12 protein-coding genes and 1 tRNA gene are annotated in these 12,354 nt (G+C 55.4%); 9 read left to right on the plus strand and 4 right to left on the minus strand.

Annotated features, from left to right (window positions below; all coding sequences use genetic code 11):
• Positions 1-3: 3 nt before the first annotated feature.
• Positions 4-1,509: an extracellular solute-binding protein gene (locus BUB22_RS02095; protein ID WP_073113715.1), complete on the minus strand. Its 1,506-nt coding sequence runs from the start codon at positions 1,507-1,509 to the stop codon at positions 4-6.
• Positions 1,510-1,557: 48 nt separating this feature from the next.
• On the opposite strand from BUB22_RS02095, the gene BUB22_RS02100 reads away from it, so the two are divergent.
• The 7 genes from BUB22_RS02100 to BUB22_RS02130 all read left to right on the plus strand — a co-directional run bounded on the left by BUB22_RS02100 (position 1,558) and on the right by BUB22_RS02130 (position 7,999).
• Positions 1,558-1,998 carry an NUDIX hydrolase gene (locus BUB22_RS02100; RefSeq protein ID WP_139258666.1) on the plus strand — a complete coding sequence of 147 codons (441 nt, stop codon included), beginning with the start codon at positions 1,558-1,560 and terminating at the stop codon, positions 1,996-1,998.
• Between the two features lie 83 nt (positions 1,999-2,081).
• Complete coding sequence (locus BUB22_RS02105) at positions 2,082-2,519, plus strand: DUF3332 family protein (protein ID WP_072809886.1); 438 nt, start codon at positions 2,082-2,084, stop codon at positions 2,517-2,519.
• A gap of 240 nt (positions 2,520-2,759) precedes the next feature.
• Complete coding sequence (locus BUB22_RS02110) at positions 2,760-3,467, plus strand: tetratricopeptide repeat protein (RefSeq protein WP_254794595.1); 708 nt, start codon at positions 2,760-2,762, stop codon at positions 3,465-3,467.
• On the plus strand, positions 3,464-4,639 hold the full coding sequence (locus tag BUB22_RS02115) for a protein kinase domain-containing protein (protein WP_073113718.1): 1,176 nt from the start codon (positions 3,464-3,466) through the stop codon (positions 4,637-4,639). Before BUB22_RS02110 ends, BUB22_RS02115 begins: the two co-directional genes overlap by 4 nt.
• Before the next feature lie 19 nt (positions 4,640-4,658).
• Positions 4,659-6,113: a sigma-54 interaction domain-containing protein gene (locus tag BUB22_RS02120; protein ID WP_072809892.1), complete on the plus strand. Its 1,455-nt coding sequence runs from the start codon at positions 4,659-4,661 to the stop codon at positions 6,111-6,113.
• 168 nt (positions 6,114-6,281) lie between these two features.
• On the plus strand, positions 6,282-6,722 hold the full coding sequence (locus BUB22_RS02125; RefSeq protein WP_139258667.1) for a hypothetical protein: 441 nt from the start codon (positions 6,282-6,284) through the stop codon (positions 6,720-6,722).
• A gap of 23 nt (positions 6,723-6,745) precedes the next feature.
• Positions 6,746-7,999 (plus strand): hypothetical protein, encoded by a 1,254-nt coding sequence (locus tag BUB22_RS02130; RefSeq protein WP_143151889.1) that lies wholly within the window; start codon positions 6,746-6,748, stop codon positions 7,997-7,999.
• Between the two features lie 39 nt (positions 8,000-8,038).
• Here the strand turns inward: BUB22_RS02130 and BUB22_RS02135 are convergent.
• Positions 8,039-8,111 (minus strand) — tRNA-Ala (locus BUB22_RS02135).
• Positions 8,112-8,233: 122 nt separating this feature from the next.
• The gene (gene murB, locus BUB22_RS02140) at positions 8,234-9,172 is read right to left on the minus strand and encodes a UDP-N-acetylmuramate dehydrogenase (RefSeq protein WP_073113720.1); all 939 of its coding nucleotides are present in this window, start codon (positions 9,170-9,172) and stop codon (positions 8,234-8,236) included.
• A gap of 31 nt (positions 9,173-9,203) precedes the next feature.
• Between murB and BUB22_RS02145 the strand changes: the two genes are divergently transcribed.
• Together BUB22_RS02145 and mtgA are read left to right on the plus strand one after the other, a co-directional pair.
• Entirely contained in the window at positions 9,204-10,346 is a 1,143-nt protein-coding gene (locus BUB22_RS02145) for a toprim domain-containing protein (protein WP_073113721.1), read from the plus strand.
• A 21-nt stretch (positions 10,347-10,367) separates the two neighbouring features.
• The gene (mtgA, locus tag BUB22_RS02150; RefSeq protein WP_073113722.1) at positions 10,368-11,111 is read left to right on the plus strand and encodes a monofunctional biosynthetic peptidoglycan transglycosylase; all 744 of its coding nucleotides are present in this window, start codon (positions 10,368-10,370) and stop codon (positions 11,109-11,111) included.
• A 7-nt stretch (positions 11,112-11,118) separates the two neighbouring features.
• Here the strand turns inward: mtgA and BUB22_RS02155 are convergent, their stop codons facing one another.
• Entirely contained in the window at positions 11,119-12,345 is a 1,227-nt protein-coding gene (locus BUB22_RS02155) for a GspE/PulE family protein (protein WP_083535339.1), read from the minus strand.
• Positions 12,346-12,354 lie beyond the last annotated feature (9 nt).

Below are 12,354 nucleotides of genomic sequence, written 5' to 3' on the forward strand. Positions count from 1 at the left end.
AGTTTAACTTTTTCTCTTGCGCGTGTACGAAAAAAGGAAACTCAGGACTAGTACAAAGAAGAATATAAAGAAGGTCGGGTTGACTCCGTTCCCTTCGGCCTGCCCGGCCTTTTTGTCGGAGGTGTCCCTTGGGGCGCCCTTGTTCATCGCCTTTGCCCAGATTTCCTGGAATTCGGCGTAGGTCGTCGTGCTTGTAGGCGTATAGCCGAGCTGGTTATTGATGGTATCCGAGTAGCTCTTGAATATCTGGTAGAGTTTCTCCTCGGAGTAGGGGACGGGGAGTTCCAGGTGGTCCCATACGGCGCTGAACATGCAGACGAGCGACTGCTCGACTTCGCCCCATTCGGGGAGTGCCGGGTAGGTCTTGCCGGTTTCTAGCTGCGTTACGAGGCTCTTGTACGCTTCGTCTTCGGCCCAGGATGCAAGAACCGCCTTGGATGTGGGTAGGAACCCGATTTGCTTAGTGTAGTCGTCCAGGCTGTTGTCTTCGGTCAGGTAGAGCAACAGCTTGGCAGCTTCCTTGTTCGTGCTTTTTGTGGGAATGGCGAGGTTTGATCCTCCGATAAAGCTCACGCTGCCCGTGGTTCCCTTCGGGAAAGGTAGCACAATTACGCCGTCCGCCCCGATACGCGAATTCGAAAGCCCGCCCTGCGAACTGTGGATGCGCGTCTGCATCACGACTTCTGCCGTACTTACGATGAATGCAAGCTCGCCGTTGTTGAACTGCTGCGCGATTTGCGCGGAGTTCGCTTGCAGCGCGTCGGTAGAGACCAGCGAGTCGACGACGAACGATATGTACTTGGCTATCCCTTCGAGCGTTTGCGGTGCAAGGATGTTCGAGCACCACTTGCCGTTGTTGTCCTTCTTGACAAAGGAGCCGCCGTAACTCCACACCCAGGGGGCGAAGTTGTGGGGAATGTTCCAGTCGCTCTTGCCGGGGAGCGCGTAACCGCGAATCTTTGCACCGTCTTCGAGGATTTCCTTGCCCTCGTTCACCTTGCGGATGGCGTTCGTGAAACCCTTGTAGCTCTCGATGTCGGCGGGCGAAATGCCGTACTTTTCCATGATGCGCTTGTTGCCGAGCACGGGGCGGATGTCTATGAACCACGGAACGGAATAGATGTTCGTGTCGGAATCGATGTGCGACGTGTACCACGAGACGGGCACGAACCGATTTGAATCAATCTTGTCGAGGTAGGCGTTCAGGGGCTTGATTTCGCCGCGTGCGGCAAAGTACGGGACCCACGTGGACCCGAGCTGCAGTACGTCGGGTGTGCCGTTCCCGGTTTCGAGCATGGTAGAAATGCGGTTCCAGGCTTCTCCCCAGTCGAGCACGGTCACCTTTGTCGGGATACGAGTCTTTTGCGTGAACTTTTCGAGCTGTTGTTCCAGTTTCTCTTGCGGGGTGGCGCCGTTGGGCATAATCCAGATGCTGAGCGTATCGGCGGCGATGGCCGGCGAGAGCGATAAGGCAAGTGCGAGAGCCGTACCTTTAAGGGAAAAATTCATACTCCTATCCTTTTTTTTTCGGGAAAGCCCCGATAAATGCGTGTACCCTTGTTCAAATTAAATAAAATTTTGTACTTTCTTCGCAAAAAATTCGTAAAAAGGGGAGTGTTTATGCTTGTTGCTTGCGGGATTGCAGAACGGGAAGGGAAGTTGCTTGTGTGCAAAAGGCCTTCGGGCGTGCCTTACGCGGGTGCCTGGGAGTTCCCTTCCGAGGAACTCGCGGAAGGGGAAACTCTTGAAAATTGTGTAAAAACGGCGTTTTTTGACCGTATTTCGGCTGTTTTGGCCGAGAATCGTGCCATTTTCGCGTTCAATTCTGCGTGTGTGCCCGGGTGCCGGCTTTTTACATTCAAGGTAAACTTTTTTGAAACAAAAATGAGCCTAAATGGCTACGAAGATGCCCGTTGGGTGCGAAAAGAGAAACTTTGTAGGCTTCGGCTGCACCCCGACAGTGTGATAATAGTCAAAGAAATTGAAAATTTTTCGTGAAAATTCGTGCAGAAACATATTTTTTATTTATATTTCTGCTCAGTCGTAATTACGATAAAACCAAATCCTTAAGGAGTAAAAAAATGAAAAAAGGTATCGCTGCTCTCGTTTGCGCTGGCATGATCACCCTCACGGGCTGCTATGGCAGCAACGCTTGCTTCGAAAAGCTTCACAAGTGGAACGGCACGCTTGGCAACAAGTGGCTCAACTCCATCGTTCACTTCTTCCTGCAGATTTTCGGTGTGTACTGGATTTGCCTTGGCCTCATCGACGGCCTCGTGCTCAACACCATCGAATTCTGGACTGGCTCCAACCCGCTCGCTGCTGGTGACTCCTACTTCGAACAGGATGCCCAGGGCAACTCCATCGCTGCCGTGAAGAACGCCGATGGCTCCATGAGCGTCGAACTCACCTCTGCTGCTGGCGAAAAGGCTAGCCTCACGCTCCAGCGCGACGAAAACGTTGTCCGCGCTCTCGACGCCGAAGGCAACCTCGTTGCTCAGTACGACATCGCCAAGTAATTTCTACTTCGGAAATGTTTTGGGACCCTGGCACCTGCCAGGGTTTCTTTTTTATAACCGCTCGTTCGTCGTCTTGGGTTGAGAACCTCCGGTTCCTCACTCGCTCTTGCCAACACGGCACGCTTGCGCCGTGCCGCTTATGGCTCACATTATACTGCTTATTGGCCTGTTTTTTAATAAAAAGTGCAATTTTTGCGTTGTAAACCGCTTTTTTCTTGAATTTTAATGTATTTTGGGGGTATGGCAAGGCGTTTTGCAAAAGTTGGACGCTTGGTTGCGGTATTGCTTACTGCAATCTGTTTCTGCGCGTGCGTCGAGGATGACGTGAACCGCGGGAACGAGGCGCTCCGCATTGGCGACTACGACCGTGCCGTGGCGAACTTCTCGAAGGCGCTCGACATGCAGCCGGCGAATCGCGACGCGCGCTATGGCCTTGCGCTGGCCTACTATTCCATTGCCGAAGAGAACGAACGCCTGAAGGTCCCTGTTCTTGAAACCTGGCAGCGCACCGTGAACGAATTCCGCATCCTTTCGCGCGTGGATTCTAGCGGGCGCATTTCCGGAACGTATTCCACGAGCCTGTTCTACCTGGCGCGCGCGACGCTTGCAAGCAACGGACATGCCGATGTGCTCCCGCTACTCGACAAGTCTATCGCTCTCGATAGCGCGAACTACTTCAGTTACAACCTGAAGGCGCTTGTGCTCGGGAATCTCGGGCGCACCGAGGAAGCAAAGAAGATTTTCGTCTTTATCGTGACGAAGAACCCGAAGTTCGCCTCGGCCTACTTGAACCTGGGCAATATCTACTGGACCGAGGGCGACATAGAATCCGCGTGGGATATATGGTCGATGGGGCACGAGGCGCTGCCCGAAAATGCGGGGCTTGCGCGCTGGACGGCTGTTGCAGAAGATTCACTCAAGGCTCTTGCCATTGCGGGTGAACTATGAGCGTGCTTGCCGGAGTGAACCGTTGTGCATTGTTGCACGAGGGTGGCGAGGCTCAGGTCTACGCGCTTGAATCGGATGGCAAGAAGTATGTGCTCAAGTGGTATGCCGATGGCGTTCAGATTGATTCCCGTGTGGTAGAAGCTCTCCTGCGCGAACGCATTCCGGGCGTCTACCGCCTGATGGAAGCGGGCAAGAAGGCGGGCCGTCACTACCTGGTGTACGAGTTTATCGAAGGCGTTTCGGTTGCGGATCTCGCGAGCAATCCCCCTGCGGGCAATCTCCCTGCGGGCCCCTTCGCAGCAAAGGATGGTTGCGTTCCCGCGCCGGTAGCAATTTCGCTTGTACGTAACCTGGCGCAGTCGCTCGCGCAACTTTCAAAAAACGACGTTCACCACGGGGACCTGAGCCCCTCCAACGTGCTCGTGACGGCGGACGCTGCTCCGGTGCTTATCGACTGCGGGATAGTGGGCCCGGGTGCCCTCGCGTATGCCGCGCCCGAACGCATCCAGGGCAAGCCTGCCACGGTAAAGAGTGACATGTACAGCCTGGGGCTATTGCTCTACCGGCTTGTTGCGGGCGAGGACCTGCTGCACTGCGATTGCTTCGATGGCTTTGCACAGGCCGCGGCGGAAATAGATGCGGTGGATGTGACCGCGCTCCTCTACGGCAAGGGAATGGATGCGGAAATCCTTTCCACACTAGCTCCCTTGTGGAAGGCAACGCTACGTGCCGACCCTGCCGAACGTGCCGAAGATTTCGAGGAACTCGACGAACTGTTTGAGATTGCCTTTGACGCCGCCTCCCGCGGGTCGGTCACCTGGGAAACCATTCGTGATGCCTTTACCAAGAACATTGCCGCGAAAATCGGAACGAATTGTCGCGACGCGGGTGCGGAATGCGGCTTGCCTCCCGAATTTGCAGTGACGAAGCCCACAGGTCACCGCAAATTCGCTGTTTTTGCGGGGGTATTAGGATTTATATTGTTTGTGTTGGTATTGTTTTTCGCGCTTGCTCCCAGGCAACCGTCTATCGATGAGACTGGTGCGAAGATACTTTCCAACTCGAGGTCTCTCGAAGGCGCAACCGGGCTGGTTGCAGATTCTTCGGGCGATGCGGGCCGGATTTCGGGCGAGGTGCTGGAATCCCTGCCTGTGCCGGAACAGCCCGAATGACGTAATGGAGTAATTAGGTATGAAGACAGAAACGATGCTTGCAACGGAAAAGATGCTGGACGTGGTGAAGACCCTCCTTGACGAGGAACAGCCCGAAAGTCTTTTCTCGAAGATTCTTGAAGTGGCGAAAAGCGTGCTCCGTGCGGATGCCGCTGTGTTGGATATTTCGGGCGAGACTCCCCTCCACTTTTCGAACCCGGAGCAGGTGAGCATTTCTATTTCGGCGGTGAGGCAGGCGAAGAGCGAACGGCGGGCGGTGGTGTGGAACCAGCTCGACGACGATACCGCAGACCTTTCGAAGTCTATTGTGCAGAACCAGCTCACGAGTATCATGGTTTCCCCGTTCCGCACTCCCGATAGCGAATCGGGCTACCTGTACCTGCAGCGCGCCGCACGCGAGGAACCCTTTACCGAAGAAGACAGCGCCCTGTTCGATTCGTTCGTGGCGGTGTGCGAAAAGTTTGCCTTTGCCGCCTACGACCGCCTGCGCGACAAGGAATCGCTCGATGTTTTGAAGAACGTTGTACGTAAGGACGGGATTGTCTATTCGAGCAAGGCCATGGCAGACCTTGTCGCCCTGGCCGAAAAGCTTTCTACGCTTCCGCTACCCGTGATTATCCGCGGCGAAACCGGTACGGGCAAGGAAGTGTTTGCACGCTTTATCCATAACCACAGCCCGCGTGCGGAACGCCCGTTTATTGCGGTAAACTGCGGGGCCATTCCCGAAAACCTGATAGAATCCCTGCTGTTCGGGCATGCGAAGGGCTCGTTCACCGGGGCGATTGATACCCGCAAGGGATTTTTCGAGGAGGCTGACGGCGGCACGATTTTCCTCGACGAGATTGGCGAACTGCCGATGAACATGCAGGTGAAGCTCCTGCGCGTATTGCAAGAAAAGCATATTACCCGCGTGGGCGATAACCGCGAGATTCCGGTGAACGTGCGCGTGATATCTGCGACGCATGTGGATTTGGAAGAGGCCGTGCGTGAAAAACGTTTCCGCGAGGACTTGTACTTCCGCATCCAGGTGATGCCGCTCCAACTGCCGCCCCTGCGCGAACGTGGCCAGGACGTTATTTTGCTTGCAGAAGAATTTATCAAGCGCTACGGTGCCGAGTACGGCCGTGGCAGGTTCAAGATGAGCCGCAATACCGAAAAGGCGCTGCTCGGTTACCACTGGCCGGGCAACGTGCGCGAACTCGAGAACCGCATCCAGAAGGGCCTGGTGCAGGCGGTTCACGGCGTTATACAGCCCAAGGATATCGGGCTCGACGAGGTGCAGAAGGAGGCGAAGGAAAGCCCCCGCACACTCAAGGAAGCCCGCGAGACCGTGGAACGCGAGGTCATTGGCCGCGCCCTGCAGGATAGCAATGCGAACCTGACTCTTGCCGCGACAATCTTGGGCATCGACCGCAAGGTGCTGCGCGAAATCATGGAACGCCTGGGTATAAAAAAGGAAGATTTCAAGAATTAAGGGTCTGAAAACCAAAAAACGGAACAAAAAGTACTATAGGAGCAAAAAGTCTCGAAATTTTACTTTGGGTGAACGCGAATTTTATGTATATTATTTGCTAGAATGCTCGAAATGAGCAGTAAATAAAGCCCAAAGGAAAACTGGCACGGTTTTTGCTAAGTAATGAGTATGAAACACGCAACTTTCATATCGATTATAGGCCTCGCGGCGACGCTTTCGTTCGCCCAGGGCTTTGCAGCGCCGGAATCCAGTGTTCCGACCCCTGCCGAAAGTGCGGAAATTTCTAATCAGACCCCGGACTTAGGCGCTAAAGAAAGCGCAGAATGGCAAAAAATGCGTGCAGAACGCAAGCAGGCCCGCGAACAGATCCTTTCCAAGCTGAAGGAAAGGTCCAATGTCGAAAAACAGGGCATTCGCCAAGACGTTTCGAAAAAACGGAACGAAAAATCTCGCTTTGAGGGAAAACCGCAAAAGAATGAACCTCGCGAGCGTCAACCGTTTTACGATAGACCCGATTCTCCGAATATGAATCCGATGCGAGGTAACACTCCGCCTGTACTGCCGCCCCCCTGGTGGTGGCAGCCTCAGCCGGTACCACCTCAGCCGTAATGCGGTCCCTGACATTATTCCTCGTGTTGTTAGCGTCTGCGCTTTTTGCGCAGACGCAACAAGACATTTATAGGCAGGCGCTTGAAGCCGAAGAGGCGGGGGACGTTTCCAAGTCTATTGAACTGTTCGAGAAGGCTCGCGATGCGGGTGGCGAGTACACCGAAGAAATCAGCGAAATCCTGGAAGCCTACGAGGAGGCCCTGGGTGGCGATGCGGATACTTCGGAGGTGTCTTTCCGTTTCTTGGGCAACTTGGGCTTTTACGGTCTGCACTATGCCGAATATGGTTCTACAAAAGACGTTTCCGAAAATGGCGGCGACTTGTTCGCCTCGGTAAGCGGGTACTTGGATTTTTCTACGGGCAACTGGATTCATTCCTTTGGCGTTGCGTTTGTTTCGGATTGGTTTGTGACGAACGAAGACATGCCCGTGCTCGATACAAACGACTGGACAATGGCTCCGGGGCTGGAGTATTCGCTTGTCGGGCAGCGCCTGCTCCTGGATATCGGGGTGGATTTCAATATTACGAGCGAAGGGGATTTCAATCCGGCGGGTTACGGCTGGGTGGAATTTGACATCGCGCGATATACGGCTCAGCGTTTTGGGGTGGCGGGATCCATTTACTACAGGAAGGATGGCCCGGCGACTGCGGGCGTGTTCGGTTCCTGGCACCGCTCCGAAACCCAGGGGCTGAACGGCTCTGCCTACCTGGGTGCGAAATACGAGGCCGACTACCTTCTCGACATTCTGGATTATGTCGGTAGTTCGCAAGAGGATTGTGAACGCGATGCTTGGGGCAACTGCATTGACCAGACATTCCCGACAATAAATTTTGAAGAGGTCGTGGCGAAGTGTGTGGCCGAAAACGGGGATTCGCTCTGCTGGGATCCGAACGTGTTCCAGCCGTATATCGATGCCGCGTATGCCGAACTTGACCAGACGGAAGACCTTTCTTTTGACAGGTACTGGAGCCGCTGGATTGGCCCCTCGTTCCAGTTGAGGCTTTCTTACTTGTTCAAGACGAAGATTTCCGTAGAGACGAAGTTTGACTTGTTCTATGCGTTCCTGGTGGATGGCGCCTCCGCGGAATACGAGAAGATGGGTAAGTTCTCGGGGAAGTGGGGGCTCGTGTTCAACTGGAACCCGAACTGGCTCACGCTTTATTTGGGGGCGGAGCAGACGTACTTGCGGTACGTGCTGCCGAATTCGCTCAAGGACTATTTCCCCGAGACATGCCTGCTGACCTCGCTTAAGGCGGGAGTAAAAGTGGAGTTTTAAGAAAATAAAAAAGGCCGGTTTATACCGGCCTCTTTTGCGTGGAGATAGTGGGAGTCGAACCCATGACCTACAGATTGCGAACCTGTCGCTCTACCAACTGAGCTATATCCCCGATTGTGTGCCAAATATATTTTTTATTGACTGTTTCGTCAAGCGAAAACGGGGGTAAACCGCAAATTTTTTGCCCTGGGGGAGGCTCGACCTTGCGTGGAGGTTCAGGCGCTGGCACCTGCGTTACAGAAGGATTATCTCGCGCTCGAGGGTAATCCCGAACTTTTCGCGGACCTTCTGCTGCACGAGTTCTGCAAGTGCGGAAATATCCTTTGCGGTTGCGCCACCGGCGTTCACGATGAAGTTTGCGTGTAGCGTGCTGACTTCGGCGCCGCCGATGCGTGTGCCCTTGAGGCCTGCCGCCTCGATGTAGTAGCCGGGGGCGATTTGCGTAGGCGTGTCTGCGGCGCCTTGTGCGAGCCTCTTGAAGGTGGAACCCGCGTTGGGCATGTTGAGGGGCTGTGTCGCCTTGCGTTTTGCCATGCATTCGGCAAGTTCCGCCTCGAGACGCGCGACGGTTTGCTCCTGCGATTCTCCGGTGGGATTGTTGCCCGCGGTGGCGGGGTCGAACGCGAACGTCGCCGAAAGGATTGTTTCTGCGGAACCATTCCGGGCAAGTTCCTGGAATAAACTGTGCCTGTACCCGAAGGCGCATTCACCTGCGGTACGCACTCGCGTGTTGCCTGCGGTATCGAGGCTTGTGACCTGCGTGCAACAAGTCCCGATTTCTTGCCCGTACGCGCCCGCGTTCATGTAGATGGCGCCCCCGAGGGTCCCGGGGATTCCCGCGAGCTTGTGGATACCGGAAAGCCCCTGCTTGAGAGTCGCGCGGGCGAATTTCCCGAGCGGGCACCCTGCACCGACCCGGTAGGTTCTGCCGTCTGGCGAATCGATGGCCGAAAATTCCCCCGCAAGCGTTATTATAACGCCGGCATATCCCTCATCACTTACGAGGACGTTCGTGCCGTTCCCGAGAATAAAGTGGGGCATGTTGCCCCTGCGGGCAAGCGCGAGCGCCTCTTGCAGGTCGGCTACACATTCCGCTTTCACGTAGTAACGAGCGGGCCCGCCCACGCGGAATGAGGTGTGTTTGCTCATCGGTTCGTTTTCAAGAACGTGCATGCCGTAAATATAGTTACTATTATTCCTGCAAATGACCAGCGAAGAACTGAAACAATTCAAGGCGTCGCTTTCCATTACCTCGGTTGCCGGGGCTCTGGGCATCGATGTCGAGCGGGGCAGGTTCCACTGCTTTTGCCCGCAACGGCATGCGAACGGCGACCGTACGCCTTCGGTCTCGATATCCGAGGACCGCGGGCTGTTCCGTTGCTGGGTGTGCGATGATATCCGTGGCGACGTGTTTGACCTGGTGCAACAGTACAGGGGCTGCTCCTTTATGGAGGCGCTCGACTGGCTCAAGGAAACCTACCCGTTCCTGTTGCCCGGTGGAAAAAGGGCACAGGAAGGTTCCCCGAAAAAACGCACGGTGCAGGCGGTGAATGCGGTAGAGCGCAGTTCCCGCGTTCAGGAATCCCGTGGGCAGGAATCTCGCGAAGAGGACTTGCAGCCGCTTCTGGAAGAAAAACCCAAGGAACTCATTCCCGAGGACGAACGCAAGAAGGTGGTGCTCTCGTTTTTAAAGATGCTTGCGCCGGTGGACGGTACGCCTGCGGCGGCCTACCTCATGAAGCGTCGCATATACAAGCCTGTGTGGGATAGGATGCTCCTCCGGACCATTACCGACTACAATGCGCTGAACCGTCAGCTCAAGGAAACCTACAGTCTGGAAGTGCTCCAGTACGTAGGGCTGTTCAACGAGAAGGGTAACCTGCGCTATTACAAGCACCCGCTGATTTTCCCGTACCTCGATACGCTCCGTAGGGCTTCGCATTTCCAGGCGCGCGCCGTCGATTCGAGCGTCGAGCCCAAGGAACTTCACCTGAAGGGCACGATTCCGTTCCCGTACAACATGTCTGCGCTCGACCAGAAGCGTGGCTGGATTTACCTGTGCGAGGGCGTTATCGACACGCTCACGATGCTGCAGCAGGGTCTGCAGGCGGTAGGCATTCCCGGCGTCCGCAGTTTCAAGGTGCAGTGGCTCCCGCTGTTCAAGGAAAAGAACGTGGTGCTGTGTCTCGATCACGACGAGGCGGGCCGCAAGGGCATGGAATACCTGCAGCAGGTGTTCGGCAATGCGGGTATTCGCACGATTATCCTGGGCGATGGTCTCGAGAACATTCCTGCGAACATGAAAGAAGGCGAAGATGTGAACGAGTGGTTCGGCGGGAAAAAGTAATTTATCTATATTGTAAAGACCATGCTCCAGAAGATTTCGATTGTCGCCCGTATATTTGTTGTTGTATTGTTTATCTATTCGGTATTGTTCTCGATTGTGGGGACGGTATTCGTCATCAAGGCGCATTCCTATATATTCGGGGCGATAGATGAAATCCATGCGATGCGCGAGTCCGAACCGCAGATGAGCAGGTTCATGCTCGACCTTGTGGATTCGAACCCGAAGGTGCAAATCAAGCACAGCTTTGTCCCGCTGGATTCCATCAGCAAAAAGTTGCAGCATGCGGTCATTGCCGTAGAGGACCCGAGTTTCTACTACCATCCGGGAATCGATATCCGGAGCATCGTTACCGCAGTCGACGCGAACGTAACTTCGGGCAAGTTGCGCTACGGGGGCTCGACCATCACGCAGCAGCTCGCGAAGAACCTCTTCCTTACGGGCGAACGCACGTGGGAACGCAAGGTGCGCGAACTGGGGTACGCATTCCTGATGGAATACGACCTCGGGAAAAAGCGCATTCTGGAACTGTACCTGAATTACGCCCAGTGGGGCAAGGACATTTTCGGGTGCGAGGCGGCGAGCGAGGCGTATTACGGCGTGCACTGCTCGCAACTCGATAGCACGCAGGCGCTGAACCTTGCGGCAATGCTTGTCGCGCCCTGCAAGTACAAGCCCGAATCGGAAGATTCCACGATGGTCCGCAGGCGTAGCGTCATCCACCAGAATATCCGCTACGTGAAGGAACCCGAAACCGAAAAGCGGTAACGGTTGCTTAACCGAGTACCCGCCGGATTTCAGCCTCGTCGGTAATTCCCCTTTCTGCTAGTTTGTCTGCATATTCGTGCAATGAACCCTGCACGAACGTTCCGTCGGGCCGGAGCAATTCGACTGCGGCGATTCGCCCTTTGTATCCGCCGGGCGACTTCTTGCGCAACAGCCTCTGGGCGGCAATCCCGAGGACGGATTCCCGGATGGCTTCGGGCAATACGCCCAAATCGCGTAGCCTGTCGATTGCCGCCTTCGCGCTATTCGTATGGAGCGTAGAAAGCACGAGGTGGCCCGTCTCCGCCGCCTGTATGGCGATTTGCGCGGTTTCCTCGTCACGGATTTCCCCGATGAGGATAACGTCCGGGTCCTGGCGCAGTATCGACCGCATGGCGGTAGCAAACGTGAATCCGCACTTCGCGTTCACCTGCACCTGGTTCGCCCCCTTCAGCGGGTATTCTACCGGGTCCTCGATGGTCGTCACGTTCACCTGCCGGTGCAGTATCTCGCGGAGCCCTGCGTAGAGCGTGGTGGTTTTCCCGCTCCCTGTGGGCCCGGTAATCAGGAACAGTCCCTGCGGCTTGTTGAATATCTCGCGGAAGGCGTGCAGGATTTCGCCCGTAAACTCGAGACTGTCGAGCGTCTGCCCGCTATCCTGTGATTGCAGCAGGCGGAGTACGCACTTTTCGCCCGCCTGTATGGGGAGCGTGCTCAGTCGGATATTCACGTTCTGGTAGATTCCCTGGAACGTGAAACTCCCGTCGTGGGGGAGGCGCCTTTCGGTAATGTCTACGTTTGCGAGTAGCTTGAGCCGGATAAGCACGGGTTCGGCGAGCCATCCCGGCAGTTCGCGGTAGTCCTCGAGCATTCCGTCGATGCGGAACCGCACGCGGAACGTATTTTCACCGGGTTCCAGGTGGATGTCCGACGCCTTCAGTTCCTGCGCCTTCTCGATAAGCGAATCCACCAGGTTGATGATGGGCTCCGATTCCCAACTATTGCTCTTGATGCCCCCGGGTTTTGGCGCCTCGGGAATGCTTATGCAGTCCGCGCCCCCGCATGCCGCCTGCTTTATCATCTGGCGGATTTCCTTTTCGCTGTGCTGCTCGGGTATAACCCGGCACCCCGATTCTATGCGAATGCGCTCGAGCGCAAGTTCATCGTATATGTCTGGAACCGCCACGCGATATATGCCTGCCTCGCGTGACACTCCCCAATAAATAAGTGGTGTCATGGGGGAGAA

This window comes from Fibrobacter sp. UWCM, from assembly GCF_900129735.1.
Lineage (GTDB): Bacteria > Fibrobacterota > Fibrobacteria > Fibrobacterales > Fibrobacteraceae > Fibrobacter.

Coding starts and splice junctions, on each gene's coding strand:
- BUB22_RS02095 (WP_073113715.1), bottom strand. CDS start 1,509: ATGAATTTTTCCCTTAAAGGTACGGCTCTCGCACTTGCCTTATCGCTC.
- BUB22_RS02105 (WP_072809886.1), top strand. CDS start 2,082: ATGAAAAAAGGTATCGCTGCTCTCGTTTGCGCTGGCATGATCACCCTC.
- BUB22_RS02110 (WP_254794595.1), top strand. CDS start 2,760: ATGGCAAGGCGTTTTGCAAAAGTTGGACGCTTGGTTGCGGTATTGCTT.
- BUB22_RS02115 (WP_073113718.1), top strand. CDS start 3,464: ATGAGCGTGCTTGCCGGAGTGAACCGTTGTGCATTGTTGCACGAGGGT.
- BUB22_RS02120 (WP_072809892.1), top strand. CDS start 4,659: ATGAAGACAGAAACGATGCTTGCAACGGAAAAGATGCTGGACGTGGTG.
- BUB22_RS02125 (WP_139258667.1), top strand. CDS start 6,282: ATGAAACACGCAACTTTCATATCGATTATAGGCCTCGCGGCGACGCTT.
- murB (WP_073113720.1), bottom strand. CDS start 9,172: ATGCACGTTCTTGAAAACGAACCGATGAGCAAACACACCTCATTCCGC.
- BUB22_RS02145 (WP_073113721.1), top strand. CDS start 9,204: ATGACCAGCGAAGAACTGAAACAATTCAAGGCGTCGCTTTCCATTACC.
- mtgA (WP_073113722.1), top strand. CDS start 10,368: ATGCTCCAGAAGATTTCGATTGTCGCCCGTATATTTGTTGTTGTATTG.
- BUB22_RS02155 (WP_083535339.1), bottom strand. CDS start 12,345: ATGACACCACTTATTTATTGGGGAGTGTCACGCGAGGCAGGCATATAT.